General features: G+C 72.8%; 15 protein-coding genes. 9 read left to right on the forward strand and 6 right to left on the reverse strand.

From position 1 onward, the window contains the following. Positions 1–18 precede the first annotated feature (18 nt). The 4 genes from AMK33_RS21200 to AMK33_RS21215 are packed head-to-tail and all read left to right on the forward strand — an operon-like array spanning position 19 to position 3,548. Positions 19–1,599, forward strand: coding sequence for a 4-coumarate--CoA ligase family protein (locus AMK33_RS21200; RefSeq protein ID WP_073934459.1), 1,581 nt, complete (start codon positions 19–21; stop codon positions 1,597–1,599). Then, positions 1,596–2,330: an enoyl-CoA hydratase family protein gene (locus AMK33_RS21205; RefSeq protein WP_073934460.1), complete on the forward strand. Its 735-nt coding sequence runs from the start codon at positions 1,596–1,598 to the stop codon at positions 2,328–2,330. The genes AMK33_RS21200 and AMK33_RS21205 overlap by 4 nt, the downstream gene beginning before the upstream one ends. After that, positions 2,318–2,932, forward strand: coding sequence for a TetR/AcrR family transcriptional regulator (locus AMK33_RS21210; RefSeq protein ID WP_073934461.1), 615 nt, complete (start codon positions 2,318–2,320; stop codon positions 2,930–2,932). Before AMK33_RS21205 ends, AMK33_RS21210 begins: the two co-directional genes overlap by 13 nt. Before the next feature lie 34 nt (positions 2,933–2,966). Continuing rightward, positions 2,967–3,548: a hypothetical protein gene (locus AMK33_RS21215; protein WP_073934462.1), complete on the forward strand. Its 582-nt coding sequence runs from the start codon at positions 2,967–2,969 to the stop codon at positions 3,546–3,548. Between the two features lie 12 nt (positions 3,549–3,560). Here AMK33_RS21215 and AMK33_RS42470 read toward each other — a convergent pair whose 3' ends face one another. Further along, entirely contained in the window at positions 3,561–3,722 is a 162-nt protein-coding gene (locus tag AMK33_RS42470) for a hypothetical protein (protein ID WP_158075133.1), read from the reverse strand. After that, on the reverse strand, positions 3,719–4,387 hold the full coding sequence (gene pdxH, locus AMK33_RS21220; RefSeq protein ID WP_073934463.1) for a pyridoxamine 5'-phosphate oxidase: 669 nt from the start codon (positions 4,385–4,387) through the stop codon (positions 3,719–3,721). The genes AMK33_RS42470 and pdxH overlap by 4 nt, the downstream gene beginning before the upstream one ends. 293 nt (positions 4,388–4,680) lie before the next feature. Here pdxH and AMK33_RS21225 point away from each other — a divergent pair, with 293 nt between their 5' ends. The 3 genes from AMK33_RS21225 to AMK33_RS21235 all read left to right on the forward strand — a co-directional run bounded on the left by AMK33_RS21225 (position 4,681) and on the right by AMK33_RS21235 (position 8,099). Continuing rightward, positions 4,681–5,781 (forward strand): citrate synthase 2, encoded by a 1,101-nt coding sequence (locus tag AMK33_RS21225; protein WP_073934464.1) that lies wholly within the window; start codon positions 4,681–4,683, stop codon positions 5,779–5,781. A gap of 314 nt (positions 5,782–6,095) precedes the next feature. Next, positions 6,096–6,551, forward strand: coding sequence for a GNAT family N-acetyltransferase (locus AMK33_RS21230; protein WP_073934465.1), 456 nt, complete (start codon positions 6,096–6,098; stop codon positions 6,549–6,551). Between the two features lie 153 nt (positions 6,552–6,704). Next, the gene (locus AMK33_RS21235; protein ID WP_073934556.1) at positions 6,705–8,099 is read left to right on the forward strand and encodes a PAS domain-containing protein; all 1,395 of its coding nucleotides are present in this window, start codon (positions 6,705–6,707) and stop codon (positions 8,097–8,099) included. Positions 8,100–8,274: 175 nt separating this feature from the next. On the opposite strand, the gene AMK33_RS21240 is transcribed toward AMK33_RS21235, so the two are convergent. After that, positions 8,275–9,030 carry an SIS domain-containing protein gene (locus AMK33_RS21240; RefSeq protein WP_073934466.1) on the reverse strand — a complete coding sequence of 252 codons (756 nt, stop codon included), beginning with the start codon at positions 9,028–9,030 and terminating at the stop codon, positions 8,275–8,277. Between the two features lie 237 nt (positions 9,031–9,267). On the opposite strand from AMK33_RS21240, the gene AMK33_RS21245 reads away from it, so the two are divergent. Together AMK33_RS21245 and AMK33_RS21250 are read left to right on the forward strand one after the other, a co-directional pair. After that, positions 9,268–9,960, forward strand: coding sequence for a metal-dependent transcriptional regulator (locus tag AMK33_RS21245; protein WP_073934467.1), 693 nt, complete (start codon positions 9,268–9,270; stop codon positions 9,958–9,960). Between the two features lie 519 nt (positions 9,961–10,479). Beyond that, positions 10,480–11,358 carry an alpha/beta fold hydrolase gene (locus AMK33_RS21250; protein WP_073934468.1) on the forward strand — a complete coding sequence of 293 codons (879 nt, stop codon included), beginning with the start codon at positions 10,480–10,482 and terminating at the stop codon, positions 11,356–11,358. A 366-nt stretch (positions 11,359–11,724) separates the two neighbouring features. On the opposite strand, the gene AMK33_RS21255 is transcribed toward AMK33_RS21250, so the two are convergent. The 3 genes from AMK33_RS21255 to AMK33_RS21265 all read right to left on the reverse strand — a co-directional run bounded on the left by AMK33_RS21255 (position 11,725) and on the right by AMK33_RS21265 (position 14,923). Continuing rightward, the gene (locus AMK33_RS21255; protein ID WP_107425173.1) at positions 11,725–13,323 is read right to left on the reverse strand and encodes a transporter; all 1,599 of its coding nucleotides are present in this window, start codon (positions 13,321–13,323) and stop codon (positions 11,725–11,727) included. A gap of 5 nt (positions 13,324–13,328) precedes the next feature. Beyond that, positions 13,329–14,120 carry an ABC transporter ATP-binding protein gene (locus tag AMK33_RS21260; protein WP_073934557.1) on the reverse strand — a complete coding sequence of 264 codons (792 nt, stop codon included), beginning with the start codon at positions 14,118–14,120 and terminating at the stop codon, positions 13,329–13,331. A gap of 140 nt (positions 14,121–14,260) precedes the next feature. Then, on the reverse strand, positions 14,261–14,923 hold the full coding sequence (locus tag AMK33_RS21265; RefSeq protein WP_107425169.1) for a bifunctional DNA primase/polymerase: 663 nt from the start codon (positions 14,921–14,923) through the stop codon (positions 14,261–14,263). Positions 14,924–15,057: the final 134 nt, after the last annotated feature.

Consider the following 15,057-nt stretch of genomic DNA (forward strand, 5'->3'; position numbering starts at 1 on the left):
GGCCGTCTTGGAGGAACCATGTTCCGAAGCGAGTACGCAGACGTCTCCCCCGTAGAACTCCCCATCCACGACGCGGTGCTCGCGCGGGCCGCCGAGTTCGGCAGCACCCCGGCACTGATCGACGGCACCGACGGCGCCACCCTCACGTACGAGCAGGTGGACCGGTTCCACCGGCGGGTCGCCGCCGCCCTCGCCGAGGCGGGCGTGCGCAAGGGGGACGTGCTCGCCCTGCACAGCCCCAACACGGTCGCCTTCCCCACCGCGTTCTATGCGGCCACCCGCGCGGGCGCCTCCGTCACCACCGTGCACCCGCTCGCGACCGCCGAGGAGTTCGGCAAGCAGCTGGGGGACTGCGCTGCCCGCTGGATCGTCACCGTCTCACCGCTGCTGGAGACCGCGCGGAGGGCCGCCGAGCTGGCCGGCGGGATCGAGGAGATCTTCGTCTGCGACAGCGCGCCCGGACACCGTTCCCTGATCGACATGCTGGCCTCCACCGCGCCCGAGCCGGTGGTCGACATCGACCCGGCCGAGGACGTCGCCGCCCTGCCGTACTCCTCCGGCACCACCGGTGTCCCCAAGGGCGTGATGCTCACCCACCGGCAGATCGCCACCAACCTCGCGCAGCTCCAGCCGCTGATCACGGCGGGCCCCGGCGACCGCGTCCTCGCCGTGCTCCCGTTCTTCCACATCTACGGCCTGACGGCCCTGATGAACGCCCCGCTCCGGCAGGGCGCCACCGTCGTCGTCCTGCCGCGCTTCGACCTGGAGACGTTCCTCGCGGCCATCCAGAACCACCGCATCACCGGCCTGTACGTGGCCCCGCCGATCGTCCTGGCCCTCGCCAAGCACCCGCTGGTCGACCGGTACGACCTGTCGTCCCTGAAGCACGTCGTCAGCGCCGCCGCACCTCTGGACGCGAGCCTCGCCGCCGCCTGCTCGCGGCGGCTCGGGCTGCCGCCCGTCGGGCAGGCGTACGGCATGACGGAACTCTCGCCCGGCACCCACGTCGTCCCCCTGGACGCCATGAGCGACGCGCCTCCCGGCACCGTCGGCAAGCTCATCGCCGGCACCGAGATGCGGATCGTCTCCCTCGACGACCCCGGCAAGGACCTCGGACCGGGTGAGTCCGGCGAGATCCTCATCCGCGGGCCGCAGATCATGAAGGGCTACCTCGGCCGCCCCGACGCCACCGCCGCGATGATCGACGAGGACGGCTGGCTGCACACCGGCGACGTCGGCCACGTCGACGAGGGAGGCTGGCTCTTCGTCGTGGACCGGGTGAAGGAACTGATCAAGTACAAGGGCTTCCAGGTCGCCCCCGCCGAACTCGAGGCGTTGCTCCTCACCCACCCCGGCATCGCGGACGCCGCCGTCATCGGCGTCTACGACGAGGACGGCAACGAGATACCGCACGCCCACGTCGTCCGTCAGCCGTCCGCCCCGGACCTCTCCGCGGGCGAGGTCATGATGTACGTCGCCGAGCACGTCGCCCCGTACAAGCGCATCCGGCACGTCACCTTCATCGACGGCGTCCCGCGCGCCGCCTCCGGAAAGATCCTGCGCCGTGAGCTCCGCGCGGCGCACAAGGAGCCCTCGTGACCCTGATCGGCCGCAGCCGCGCGCGGGGTGTCGAAACGCTCTGTCTCGACGCCCCGGAGCGCCGCAACGCCCTGTCCGCCGCCCTCGTCGGCGAACTGGCCGACGCGCTCACCGACGCCGGCGAGGACACCGGCGTCCGCGCGGTGGTCCTCACCCACACCGGCAACACCTTCAGCGCGGGCGCCGACCTGCGCGACCCGCCCGCGCCCGAGGCGCTGGTGGGCCTGTTGCGGGGGATCGTCGAGCTGCCCAAACCGGTCCTCGCGCGGGTCACCGGGCACGTCCGCGCGGGCGGCCTCGGCCTGCTCGCCGCCTGTGACGTCGCCGTCGCCTCCCGCGCGGCGACGTTCGCCTTCACCGAGGTCCGTATCGGGGTCGCGCCCGCCGTGATCTCGCTGCCGCTGCTGCCCCGCACCGAGCCGCGCGCCCTGGCCCGCTACTACCTCACCGGCGAACGCCTCGACACCGCCGAGGCCGCCCGCATCGGCCTGCTCACCGCCGCCGGCGACGACGTGGACGAGGTCCTCGCGCCCATCCTCGACGGCCTGCGCAGATCCGCCCCCGAAGCCCTGGCCGAGACGAAACGGCTGCTCACGGCTAGGGTGCTGGAGACCTTCGACCGGGACGCGGCCGACATGACCGCGCTCTCGGCACGCCTCTTCGCCTCCGCCCACGCGCGCGAGGGAATGACGGCCTTCCTCGAACGACGGGATCCGGAATGGGTGGTGTGAGCACGGCCGACCGTGCGGAACGAGTCCCCAAGCAGGACCGCAGCCGGGCCACCCGGCAGCGGCTCCTGGAGGCCGCCGTGGCCTGCCTCGCCGAGCACGGCTGGGCGGGCTCCACGGTCTCCGTCGTCGCCGAACGCGCGGGCGTCTCCCGAGGGGCCGCCCAGCACCACTTCCCGACCCGTGAGGACCTCTTCACGGCCGCCGTCGAGTACGTCGCCGAGGAGCGCTCCACCGCCCTGCGCGCCCTCTTCCCGGAGGGCGCCGCGGCCGGCGACCGCCGCGCGGTGATCGCGGCCCTCGTCGACCTCTACACCGGCCCCGTCTTCCGCGCGGCGCTCCACCTCTGGGTCGCCGCCTCCAACGAGGAACAGCTGCGCCCGCGCGTGACCGAGCTGGAGCTGCGCGTCGGCCGCGAGTCCCACCGCACCGCCGTCGAACTCCTCGGCGCCGACGAGTCCCGTCCCGGCGTCCGCGAAACCGTCCAGGGCCTGCTGGACATGGCCCGGGGCCTGGGCCTCGCCACCCTCCTCACCGACGACGGGGCCCGCCGGGAACGGGTGGTGGCGCAGTGGGCGGTGCTGCTGGACGAGGCGCTGGGCTGAGGGCGTTGTCAGTGGCGGGGCCTACGGTCTCCGCATGGGTGACCACTTCCAGACGATCGTCGACCTCGACGCCGGCGCCGACGAGGCGGCGGAACTCGCGGACCGCGCGGTCACGTGGCTGGTGGCCGAGGACATCGTCCTCGCCGAGCGCACCGGCTGCGTCCTCGGGCAGCCGCTCGGGTATCCGCCGGGCCCGAACTGGCACCGCGCCGTGGCGGAGGACGACGCCGACTGGGAGCCGTCGGACGGACTGGCCGTGGAGGTGGGGCGCACCGTCTTCGACGGCGGCCAGGGCGATCCCGAGGCGGTGACCTGCCCGCGGTGCGCGGCCACCACGCGGCTGGTCACGGACACCTGGGACACGATCGACGACGTGTGGGCGCCCTTCCGCGCGGCCATGGAGACCTGGGACGAGACCGGGGAGGCGCAGGTGGTCTGCCCCGCCTGCGCCGAGTCCGTCCCGCTGCCGGAGTGGCGCTGGGCCGACGACTACTTCGCCTTCGCCCACCTCGGCTTCGAGTTCTGGAACTGGCCCGAGTTCACGCCGGAATTCCTGACCCGGTTCTCCCACGCCCTCGGCGGCCACCGCGTCAGACGCGTGTGGGGCAAGTTGTGAGAACGCGCGCGATCACGCCCGCTCGCGGGCCTCGCGCACCGCGCGGAGGACGTCGGTGACGTCGTCCGCCGTGACCTCACCCCGCGCGGCGAGGGCGCGGGCCTCCACCGCCGCCTCGGCCGGCGACAGCGCTGCCGCCTCCCCGTCCGGCCCGCGGGATCCCCGCCCGTTCACGGGCTGAGCCTCTCCACCCGCCAGCCCCCGCCCGCCTCCGCCACGTACCGCAGGCGGTCGTGCAGCCGGTTCTCCCGGCCCTGCCAGAACTCCACCTCTCGCGGGGTCACCCGGAAGCCGCCCCAGTGGGGCGGCACCGGTACCTGCTCGTGCTCCGGGTAGCGGGCCGCCAGGTCGGCGTAGGTCGCGTCGAGCTCCGCGCGGTCGGCGATCACCGAGGACTGGCCGCTGGCCCACGCGCCGAGCTGGGAGCCGTGCGGGCGGGTGCGGAAGTAGGCGGCCGTCTCGTCGCGGCCGGTGCGGCGCGCGGTGCCGGTGACGATGACCTGCCGGGCCATCGGGTGCCAGGGGAAGAGGAGCGAGACGTGGGGGTTCTCCGCCAGGTCGCGGCCCTTGCGGGAGTCGTAGTTCGTGTAGAAGACGAACCCGTCGTCGTCGAAGTGCTTCAGCAGCACCGTGCGCGAGCCGGGCCGGCCCGCCGCGTCCGCCGTCGAGACGATCATGGCGTTCGGTTCGAACAGCCCGCCGTCCGTCGCGGCCTGTTTGAACCAGCGCGCGAACTGTTCGACGGGGGTGGCGGCCAGGTCGGTCTCGGAGAGCCCCTCGGTCCGGTACTGCTTGCGCATCGAGGCGAGATCGAGGGGAACGGCGTCTCGGTCGGTCACGCCGTCATCCTGCCGTATGCGCGCAGCCCCCGGGAGCGCGGTGTCCTTCGTCACGTGGTGGCACTGAGTGCCGCGAACTCTCCCCAAAGATGGCACTCGGGGATATCGTGCTGCCACTGATCCGGTTGGGTGACCGCCAGCCGGGCATCACAGAGGTGACGTCCCGGACCGCGAGTCCGTTCGACACGGACCGCGGATCCACCGGACGCGCGCCCACGCTTCTGCCGACTGCCGACACATGGTCGTCCCACCCCACAACACCATCTGTCACCCACCTCACAAGGAGCCGCCAGATGTCCGACTTCGTACCCGGGCTCGAAGGAGTCGTCGCGTTCGAGACGGAGATCGCCGAACCCGACAAGGAGGGCGGCGCCCTGCGGTACCGGGGCGTCGACATCGAGGATCTGGTCGGGCACGTCTCCTTCGGCAACGTGTGGGGGCTGCTCGTCGACGGGGCGTTCAACCCCGGGCTGCCGCCCGCCGAGCCGTTCCCGATCCCCGTGCACTCCGGCGACATCCGCGTCGACGTGCAGTCCGCGCTGGCCATGCTGGCGCCCGTGTGGGGCCTGAAACCGCTCCTCGACATCGATGCCGAGCAGGCCCGCGACGACCTCGCCCGCGCCGCCGTCATGGCCCTGTCCTACGTCGCCCAGTCCGCGCGCGGCCAGGGCCTGCCCATGGTGCCGCAGCGCGAGATAGACAGGGCCGAGTCCATCGTCGAACGCTTCATGATCCGCTGGCGCGGTGAGCCCGACCCCAAGCACGTCGCGGCCGTCGACGCGTACTGGACGTCGGCCGCCGAGCACGGCATGAACGCCTCCACGTTCACCGCGCGGGTCATCGCCTCGACCGGCGCGGACGTCGCGGCGGCCCTCTCGGGAGCCGTCGGCGCCATGTCGGGACCGCTGCACGGCGGCGCCCCCTCGCGCGTGCTGGGCATGATCGAGGAGATCGAGCGCACCGGGGACGCCGAGGCGTACGTCAGGCAGGCCCTCGACAAGGGCGAGCGCCTCATGGGCTTCGGCCACCGCGTCTACCGCGCGGAGGACCCCCGCGCCCGCGTCCTGCGCCGCACCGCCCGCGAACTCGGCGCCCCGCGCTTCGAGGTCGCCGAGGCCCTGGAGAAGGCCGCCCTGGCCGAGCTGCACGCCCGCCGCCCCGACCGGGTGCTCGCCACCAACGTGGAGTTCTGGGCGGCCATCGTGCTGGACTTCGCCGAGGTCCCGGCGCACATGTTCACCTCGATGTTCACCTGCGCCCGTACGGCGGGCTGGTCGGCGCACATCCTGGAGCAGAAGCGCACGGGCCGCCTGGTCCGGCCCTCGGCCCGCTATGTCGGGCCGGGCACGCGCGACCCGCGCGAGATCGAGGGGTACGCGGACATCGCCCGCTGAGGAAAGGCCCCGAAACGCAGGCGACCCGCGAGTCTGGTTCCTCCCTGGGGAGGAGCCGGCCGGACGTTACCGGCGACTCGCGGGTCGGGTGACTGCGTTGGGTTAGGCCGGCTGCGTGTATCTCGCACACGCTGGCCCGGCGCCGAACCGAGTACGACGGCGGGCCACTAGCCCGCAGCCACCTCTTCCGTCCGGTTGTCATACATCTGCCGAACCACCTCCTTTCCGAAGTACTGCCACCCTAAGAAGGGATCGGCGCCGTATCAACCACTTTTTTCGTTGACCCCCGCGCGGGGGCGCGATTGGCTTGCCGGATGAGTGATCTTCGTATCGACGTCGTGGACGGCGACGCCATGCTGGAGCAGTGGCGGCACGTCCACAACGTGATCGTGCCGCCCGCCGCGATGACACCCGACGAGGCACGGGAGCGGCTCACGCGCGGGTACCGGCTGGAGAACGCGTACGACGGTGACGTACTCGTCGGCTGCTCGACGGTACGGCCCCCGCAGGGCGAGGAGGCCGTGGCGACCGTCATCGCGCGGGTGCTGCCCGGGCACCGGGGCAGGGGGATCGGCGCGGCGCTCTACGAGAAGGGGCTGGCGCACGCGCGCGGGCTCGGGGCCGAGGAGGTCGAGACCGTGGTGCTGGCGGCCAACGCGGAGGGGCTGCGGTTCGCCGCGGCGAAGGGCTTCGTCGAGCGGGAGCGGTACGTGCTGGACGGCGAGCGCGACGAGTGGGTCGACCTGCGGCTGGTGTCCTCCCCCGCGTAGGGAGAGCGACCGCTTCGTGGGAAGACGACCGCGTACAACGATTCTCTCAATCTTGCGGGAACCCGATGTGCGCTGAGTCACGTTCAAGTTGAATGATTGCAAGTGAGTGAACCGTCGTGCCGTACGTGCGGACGCAGCCTGCAGGGGGTCCAGGTGAGTGCTTCCCGGCGTAGTGGGACCACCGACGAGCTGGGGCCGGACGAGCCCGAGCCCGCGCGGGAGGGGTCGGACGGCTCCGACCTCCTCGCCGCGCTGCTCGACGGTATGGACGCCGCCCTGTGCGCCTTCGACGCGGACGGGACGGTCACGCACTGGAACCGTGAGGCGGAGCGGATCCTCGGCTGGAGCGCGGAGGAGGCGGTGGGCCGGGCCGGGTTCGCCGGGTGGGCCGTGCGCAGCGCGGACGCCGAGGAGGTCGAGGCGCGGCTGATGTCGGTCATGGACGCGCCGGGCCGGCAGGTCAACGAGTTCGCGCTGCTGACGAAGGACGGCGGCCGGGTGCTGGTGCGGACGCAGTCCGCGGCGGTGCGCGGGCCGGACGGGAAGCCGGCGGGGGTGTACTGCGCGTTCAGCGAGGTGCACGCGCAGATCGACCTGGAGCGGTCGATCGCGCTGAGCGAGGCGCTGCTGGAGGACGCGAGCTGGGGTGTCGTCCTGGTCGACGCGGATCTGCGGCCCGCGGTGGTGAACGCGCACGCCGCGCGGGCGCTGGGGGCGGGGCGTACGTCCGTACTGGGCCGGCCGCTGGGGGAGCTGCTGGCGCAGGGCGTGGAGGAGCTGGAGAGCGCGCTCACCCATGTCCTCGCGGAGGGCGCGCCGCCCGCGCCGGCCGAGCTGTGGGTGAGTGTGCGCACGCCGGAGGGCGAGCGGCGGCGGTGCTGGCGGAGCGGGTTCGTGCGGCTGGCGTCACCGCTGGCGGAGGAGCCGGTGCCGCTCGGGGTCGGCTGGCTGTTCCAGGACGTGACCGAGGCCCGGCAGGGCGAGCAGGAGGCGTCGCTGCTGCGGTTCCGCGCGCAGCAGCTGCACCGCGCGGCGCGCGCGGCGGCGGAGTGCGAGGACCCGGCGGAGGCGGCGACGGTCCATCTGGACTTCGCGCTGGCCGGGTTCGCCGATCACGCGCTGATCGACCGGGTGGCCGACGGTGCGGAGGGCGTCGAACGGGTGCGGCTGGTGCGGATCGCCGCCACGCCGTCCGGTGCGCCGGGGCCGAGCAGGCTCGCCGGGCGGGCGGGGCTGCCGGTGCGGTACGGGGAGGGGCATCCGGCGGTGCAGTGTGTGGAGCGGGTCGGGACGGTGCGGGCGGATGTCGGCTCCATGGGGGCCGAGGAGGCGCGGGCGTGGGCGCTGGCGCGGCAGTGGCCGGGGGATGCGGTGCACGCCTTGTGCGTGGTGTTGCGCAGTCGGGGGCGGACGCTTGGTGCTGTGACGTTTCTGCGGGGGGCGGGGCGTAGCGCGTTCGAGCGCTCCGACGCGATGTACGCGGAGGATGTGGCGGTTCGCATCGCCACGGCCCTGGACCTGGCGGGGCTTCTCGGCGACGACCGCTGACATTTGTTTTTCGCCCCCGCCGCCCCTTCCCGTTCCCGAACCCGGGGGTGCTGCCCCCAAAACTCCCGCTCCTCAAACGCCGGAGAGGCTGAGATTCAGCCTCTCCGGCGTTTGAGGAGCGGGGTCTGGGGCGGAGCCCCGGGTTCGGGAACGGGAAAGGGCGGCGGGGGCGAGATCAATGGCGGTAGAAGATCCGGTCGCCGTACTCGTCCATGATGCGGGCGTTCCATTCGTGGCCGCCGTCCACGTTGCCGGAGCGCAGGAGCGGAGGCTCGATGCCGCGGTCGGCGAGAACCGCCGCCGCCGTGGCCATGACGGACTGCAGAAGCGCCGTGGTGACCACCGTGGACGCGGGAGCGAAGGGCGCCGGCACGTTGTCGAGGGTGAGCTCCGCGTCACCGACCGCGATCCGGGAGTCCAGCACGAGATCGCAGTGGTCCTTCAGGAACGTCCCGGAGGAGTGCCGGGACGTCGTCTGCGCCGCGTACGCCACCGACGTCACGCCGATCACCCGTACGCCCCGTTCCCGGGCCTTCACGGCCATCTCCACGGGCAGCTCGTTGCGCCCGGACAGCGAGATGATGATCAGCGCGTCGCCCGCGCGGAGGGGTGAGGAGTCGAGCACGACGCCCGCGAGGCCGTCGACCCGCTCCAGGGCGGAGCCCAGCGTGGCCGGCATCACGTCGACGCCGACGACCCCCGGCACGGCGAGCAGGTTCATCAGGGCGAGCCCGCCGGCCCGGTAGACGAGGTCCTGCGCGGCCAGCGAGGAGTGCCCGGCGCCGAAGGCGAAGAGCCGGCCGCCGCCCGCGACCGTGTCGGCGAGCAGCGTGCCCGCCGCCGCGACGGACTCGGCCTCCTCGTCGCGGATCCGCTGCAGCAGGTCGATCGCGGCGTCGAGGAACCGATCGGCCGGCGTGCGGTCGCTCATGCGGCATCCCTTCGGGCACTTCGTGCAGGAGTGTTGCGGATCACCGTGCGGTCTGGACCAGTGTCGTGTCAATACGGCGCCCGACGGCGGGGTTTCCCCTCCGTGCGGCCCCTCGTTTCCACTGCGCGGCCCGGTTGTCGGTCCTATGCGTCAGAATTGGTTCCTGGGCCAGCGCACGCGCCGGTGAGCCGTCCAGCCTCCGGCAGAGCCATCCGCAGATCTCATCGAGGGGCATGTATGTCCGGACTGATCGACACCACGGAGATGTATCTCCGCACCATCCTCGAGCTGGAGGAGGAAGGTGTGGTCCCCATGCGCGCCCGGATCGCCGAGCGGCTCGACCAGAGCGGGCCGACGGTCAGCCAGACGGTGGCGCGGATGGAGCGCGACGGCCTCGTGTCCGTCGCCCCCGACCGGCACCTGGAGCTCACCGACGAGGGCCGCCGGCTGGCCACGCGCGTGATGCGCAAGCACCGCCTCGCCGAGTGTCTCCTGGTCGACGTGATCGGCCTGGAGTGGGAGCAGGTCCACGCCGAGGCCTGTCGCTGGGAGCACGTGATGAGCGAGGCCGTCGAGCGTCGCGTGCTGGAGCTGCTGAGGCACCCCACCGAGTCGCCGTACGGCAATCCGATCCCGGGCCTGGAGGAGCTGGGCGAGAAGGACGGGGCCGACCCGTTCCTGGACGAGGGCATGGTGTCCCTGGCCGACCTCGACCCGGGCGCCGGGGGCAAGACGGTCGTGGTGCGCCGGATCGGCGAGCCGATCCAGACGGACGCGCAGCTCATGTACACGCTGCGCCGGGCGGGCGTGCAGCCCGGTTCGGTGGTCAGCGTGACGGAGTCGGCGGGCGGGGTGCTGGTGGGCAGCAGCGGCGAGGCGGCCGAGCTGGAGTCGGAGGTGGCCTCGCACGTGTTCGTCGCCAAGCCCTGACCGACCGGCCGGTGGGACGGGGCACCGGGTGGCCGGGCGGGCGGTTCGCGCCCGCCGGTGTGAGGGGTGAACGCGCCGAATCCGAGATCCACTGCGGCGAATCGCAGCGCTCACCGGATCCGCGTGCGAGGCTGTCGCGTGAGGCATATGACCTGAGTGGCTCTGGCCGGGCCGACAGCGATGTCACCCCGGCAGGGGAGGGGCGGGACGATGTGCCGTGACCACGTGAGGAGCCCCGGCGCCGCACGGCGCCGGGGCCTGTCCTCCCCTGTGCTGACCCGGAGCCCCGAGCTCTCAGGGTCATTCCCCTCGGACCGTTTTCCCCGAGCGGTCCGCCTCCCGATGAAGATCTCCCCCGGGCCGCGGCGATCAATCCCCGCGGGGGGTCACTCGAACGAGGGGTGTTGCCGGGCGAGAAGCCATTTTCGAATCTTCATTCGATAATCTGCGGGCAGTGGCAACAGGCAGGGCCAGTACACAGGCAGCGGGCAGGCAGCGAGCTTGGGGGGTGCCAGGACCATGGCGCGACGCATCGACGTGACCGGGGCGGACGGCGTACGGCTCGCCGCCTGGGAGTTCGGCGACCCGGCCAAGAACGGGGCCGACCCGGCGGAGAGCGCCGCGCAGAACGCCCCCGGTGTGCTGTTACTGCACGGCCTGATGGGCCGCGCCTCGCACTGGGCGTCCACCGCCCGCCGGCTCTCCGGGCGGTACCGCGCGGTCGCCCTCGACCAGCGCGGCCACGGCCGCAGCGACAAGCCCCCGCAGGCCTCCTTCACCCGTGACGCCTACGTCGACGACGCCGAGGCCGCCCTGGAACAGCTCGGCCTCGGCCCCGCCGTCCTCATCGGCCACGCGATGGGCGCGCTGACCGCCTGGCAACTCGCCGCCAAACGCCCCGACCTGGTGCGCGGGCTGGTCATCTGCGACATGCGGGCCTCCGCCCTCGGGGCCGCCTCGCAGCGCGAGTGGGCGGAGTGGTTCAAGGCCTGGCCGGTCCCGTTCGCCACGCTCGCCGACGTACGCAAGTGGTTCGGCGAGGACGACCCCTGGGTGGAGCGGCCCAACCCGGCCCGCGGCGCGTTCTACGCCGAGGTGATGGCCGAGTCCCCGGACGGCTGGCGTCCGGTGTTCGACCCGGACCAGATGCTCCGTTCCCGCGAGACCTGGGTCTTCGACGCGCACTGGGAGGAACTGGCCCAGGTGCGCTGCCCCGCCCTGGTGGTCCGCGGCCTCGACGGCGAACTCGGCCGCGCGGAGGCCCAGGAAATGGTCCGCGTCATGCCCCACGGCCGGTACGCGGAGGTCGCCGACGCCGGCCACCTGGTCCACTACGACCAGCCGGAGACCTGGCTCACGGCGATCGAACCCTTCCTGGACTCACTGGACGACCGCTGACCCCACTCCGCGACGGGAACGCGGCGACACCGCTCCCCGGCGCGGCCCGCCACGGGGTACGCCCAGGCGTCCCGCCCGGTGGCGTCCCGCCGGGTGGTGCGGGGGATCAACACACCGGAACCCGCAGGCCGGGGGTGGTGGCCACGCCGGGACAGAGGACCGCCTTGCCGCAGCGGGGAGCCCTGTGCACTGCCTCCCTCACGGCGACCGCCGCGGGCCGCGCGCCGGAATGCCACGTGCTCGATCCCCTCCGCCACGTCGCGGGACCCGGCCTCCCGCGCGGACCTCCCGCCTCCTTGGACGCCTACGACCGGCGGGAGACCCGACCGGCACCGTTCCAGCCGTCCCCGGTGGCGCTCCCGATCCTCACCCCTTGCTCACCGCCGTCAGGATCTCCGGCAGCCGGCGGGCCGTCTGTGGGGCCGCCAGCCGCAGGCCGAGGAACGTCAGGGCCGCGCCGTACGCCGTGCCCACCGGCAGCAGCAGCCACAGCCAGTCGTCGCCGCCCCCGGCGATGTTCAGCCAGATGGTGAGGGCGATGACCGGGACGCACAGCACCGCCGCCGCGACCATGCCGCCGAAGATGGAGATCCAGGCCAGCCCCACCTGCCCCGGGGCGACGTTCTTGTGGCCCTCCTGCGGGATGGAGTACGGGAAGCGGGCCGAGGTCCACGCGCCCGTCGAGAGCATCGCGCCGAGCAGCGCGAAGGACAGACCCAGCGCCTCCGGCAGCCGCGCCCAGTCGCCCAGCATCGCCGTCGTCAGCACGGTGACGAGCGTGGCGTACGGCAGGGTGACCAGCAGCAGCGCCAGCGCGCGGGCGCGCAGCTCGACGTACGCGTCCCCGGTCGACGAGATCGTCATCGCGACCATCCAGAACGCCGAGGTGTCCTGCCCGAACTGGTTGTACATCTGGATGCCGAGCATCCCGGCGGCGAAACAGGCGAAGTAGACCGAGCCGGTGCCCTGCCAGGCGTTGAACACCGGCACGATCAGCCCGATCGCCAGCGAGGTCACCCACGCGGCCTTCGTCTTCGGATCACGCCAGATGTAGCGCAGGCTGCGCTCCATGGCCGTACCCGTGCGGCCCGGCGGCAGCAGCCGGGACAGGCCCGTCGACGCGCGGTCGCGGACCGCCGTGTCCCCGGCCGCCTGGAGGGTGGAACCGTCCGGCGAGGTCATCAGCCGCGTCAGGGACCGCGACCACAGCGCGAGCAGCCCCGCCAGCGCCGCCGCGCTCAGCGCCAGTTGCGCCAGCGCGACCCCGTACGCCCCCTCGCCCGCCGTGTGCACCGCGGCGACCGCCGACGCCGGCGGGAACCACCGCAGCACGTCCGCCGCCGGGTCGAGCTGCTCCAGACCGGAGGAACCCAGCCGCTGCGCCCCGAAGTTGACCACCTGCGCCCCGACGGCGATCACCAGCCCGCTGAGCACCGCGAGGTCCCGGCCCTTGCGGCTGGTGAGCAGCCGTACGTTGGCGGCGGCCATCGCCCGCGCGAGCGCCACGCACACCAGCAGCGCCAGCGGCACGGCGAGGACGCCCACGGCGAACGCCGCCCCGCCGTGCGCGACGGCGATCACGGAACCGGTGAGCAGGCACAGCGTGAACAGCGGCCCGATACCGACCAGCGAGGACACGAGCAGGGCCCGCACCAGCGGTCGCGGCCGCAGCGGCAGCATCACCAGCCGGGTCGGGTCGAGGGTCTCGTCGCCTCCGGGGAAGAACAGCGGCATCACCGCCCAGCCGAGCCCCAGCACCGCCACGAGCAGCACCACCAGCGACTCGACATGGCCAGAGCCGCGCAGTGCGATCAGCCCGAGCAGTTGCAGCGCGGCGAACAGCAGGACGACGACGGCGGAGGCGATGTACGCGGCCTTCCGCCCGCCGGACTGCCGCAGCCCGTTGCGCAGCAGGGACAGTTTCAGCCGGACGAAGACGGAGGTGAGGGCGGCGGGAGTGCTCACGGCGCTCACCGGGAACCCCCGCCCAGCCAGTCCAGATCCGAACCTGCGTCCCGGCTGTCCGCCCCGACCAGCTCCAGGAACGCCCGCTGCAGCGAGGGCGCGTCCCCGCGCACCTCGGCGAGCGGACCATGGGCGCGGATCCGGCCGGCGGCCATCACGGCCACCCAGTCGCACAGCGACTCGACGAGCTCCATGACGTGGGAAGAGAACACGACCGTGGCGCCGGACGCCGTGTACCGCTCCAGAACGCCCCGGATGGTCTGCGCGGAGACCGGGTCGACACCCTCGAACGGCTCGTCCAGGAAGAGGACTTCCGGATTGTGCAGCAGGGCGGCGGCGAGCCCGGCCTTCTTGCGCATGCCGGTCGAGTAGTCGACGACGAGCTTGTGCTGGGCACCGGCCAGATCGAGGACGTCGAGCAGCTGCGTGGCCCGCTTGTCGACCTCGCCACCGGGCAGCCCCCGCAACCGCCCCGTGTACGCGAGCAGTTCACGCCCCGATAGCCGCTCGAACAGCCGCAGCCCCTCCGGCAGCACCCCGATCCGGGCCTTGACCTCCACCGGATCCCGCCACACGTCGTGCCCGACGATCTCGACGGTGCCCTGATCGGGCCGCAGCAGCCCGGTCACCATGGACAAGGTGGTGGTCTTCCCGGCCCCGTTGGGCCCGACCAGCCCGATGAACCGCCCCGCGGGCAGCTCCAGATCGATCCCCCCGACCGCAACCTGCTCCCCGAACCGCTTCCAGAGCCCTTGCACACGCACGGCGCTGACACCCACCACGTCTCCCTCCGTCAGCAATGAAGGCTACGGGGAGGACATCTGGCCTGAAGGGGCGCGGGACTGTATCGACATGCGGCTCCGCCGCGTGGGCGCGACAAGCCACGACGAACCCGCGGTCGCCAAACAACACAAGCCCCGCAGGACAATAGGCGCGCCTAGCGATCCCTGCCGCACGCATACGCCAACGGCGAGACCAATTCCTCCACATCCGGCAACCACCGGTTCACAGCCGTGGGCCGGCAGGCCCACTGCACAGCCCCCCGGCACCCGACCCGCGTAGGCGGCGCGGCCACATACGCCCCCTCCCCGAGGACCACCAGGTCGAGCGACGACGACGACCACCCCAGCTTGCGCAGCAACTCCGGTACCTTCGCCGAAGCCCCCGGCAGCACGAAGAACTCCATCCGACGGTCCGGCGTCACCGTGACCGGCCCCAGCGTCAGCTCCATCCGCTCCATCCGCGCGAGCGCCAGGAACCCCGCCGTCTCCGGCACGGAGACCGCGTCGAACGTCCGCCCGGTGGGCAGCAGGATCGACGCGTCCGGCTGCTTCTGCCACATCCGGCGGGCGACGGTCGCGCTGCCGGTCGCCTGGGCCGCCCAGTCCGGGCGGGCCGGGTGCGCGCCGGGCGAGGGGCACACGGCGTCACCGCACGAGCAGCGCTGCACCCCCTCGACGGACTCCAGCCAGGTGCCCGGGAACACGTCCCAGTGCCGCTCCTCGGCGTAGCGAACGGCGGTGTCCAGCAGCGATTCCCCGCGCTGCTTCGGGATCTGTACGGCGTCGGTGCCCACGATCGTCTCTTCCACGATGAACACAACTACGGCCGTCACCAGGGGTTACGCCCGCGCGCATGCGCGGGGGAGGAGCACCGGTTCCGTGCTCGGGGCGCATGGGTGCATCCATGGGGGCGCGCGGGAGGATCCGCGTCCCCGGTGGGTAACCAGGAGGG

It is taken from the genome of Streptomyces sp. CB02400, from assembly GCF_001905725.1.
GTDB classification, from domain to species: Bacteria; Actinomycetota; Actinomycetes; order Streptomycetales; family Streptomycetaceae; genus Streptomyces; species Streptomyces atrovirens.

Excerpts from the sequence above, each read along its gene's own strand:
- AMK33_RS21230 (WP_073934465.1), top strand. The coding sequence starts at position 6,096 with ATGAGTGATCTTCGTATCGACGTCGTGGACGGCGACGCCATGCTGGAG.
- AMK33_RS21240 (WP_073934466.1), bottom strand. The coding sequence starts at position 9,030 with ATGAGCGACCGCACGCCGGCCGATCGGTTCCTCGACGCCGCGATCGAC.
- AMK33_RS21250 (WP_073934468.1), top strand. The coding sequence starts at position 10,480 with ATGGCGCGACGCATCGACGTGACCGGGGCGGACGGCGTACGGCTCGCC.
- AMK33_RS21215 (WP_073934462.1), top strand. The coding sequence starts at position 2,967 with ATGGGTGACCACTTCCAGACGATCGTCGACCTCGACGCCGGCGCCGAC.
- AMK33_RS21245 (WP_073934467.1), top strand. The coding sequence starts at position 9,268 with ATGTCCGGACTGATCGACACCACGGAGATGTATCTCCGCACCATCCTC.
- AMK33_RS21225 (WP_073934464.1), top strand. The coding sequence starts at position 4,681 with ATGTCCGACTTCGTACCCGGGCTCGAAGGAGTCGTCGCGTTCGAGACG.
- AMK33_RS21210 (WP_073934461.1), top strand. The coding sequence starts at position 2,318 with ATGGGTGGTGTGAGCACGGCCGACCGTGCGGAACGAGTCCCCAAGCAG.
- AMK33_RS21200 (WP_073934459.1), top strand. The coding sequence starts at position 19 with ATGTTCCGAAGCGAGTACGCAGACGTCTCCCCCGTAGAACTCCCCATC.